The 563-nt window shown below is 61.8% G+C and carries 1 protein-coding gene; it reads right to left on the reverse strand.

Annotated elements, in window-relative coordinates; genetic code table 11:
- On the reverse strand, nt 1-563 hold a 563-nt coding region (locus tag ACOJB8_RS41205; protein ID WP_475018007.1), incomplete at both ends, for a 2-oxo acid dehydrogenase subunit E2.

The following is a 563-nucleotide window of genomic DNA, read 5'->3' on the forward strand; positions in this document are numbered from 1 at the left end:
TCCCACACCGGCTTCATCGCGCTCTTCGACAGGCCGAGGATCGCCACTTCCGGTGCGTTGATGATCGGCGTGAAGTGCGTGCCGCCGATGCCGCCGAGCGACGAGATCGAGAAGCAGCCGCCTTGCATCTGGTCCGGCTTGAGCTTGCCTTCGCGCGCGAGCTTCGAGAGCTCGGCCATTTCCTTGGCAATGTCGACGAGACCCTTCTTGTCCGCGTCGCGGATCACCGGAACGACGAGGCCGTTCGGCGTGTCGGCGGCAAAACCGATGTGGTAGTACTGCTTGAAGACGAGGTTGTCGCCGTCGAGGCTCGCATTGAACGCCGGGAACTTCTTGAGCGCCGCGACGCAGGCCTTGATCACGAACGCGAGCATCGTGAACTTCACACCCGCCTTCTCGTTTTCCTTGTTCAACTGCACGCGCAGCGCTTCGAGGTCGGTGATGTCCGCTTCGTCGTTGTTCGTGACGTGCGGGATCATGACCCAGTTGCGATGCAGGTTCGCGCCGGAGATCTTCTTGATGCGCGACAGCGGCTGCGTGTCGATCGGGCCGAACTTCGTGAA

It is taken from the genome of Paraburkholderia sp. BR10141, assembly GCF_056155635.1.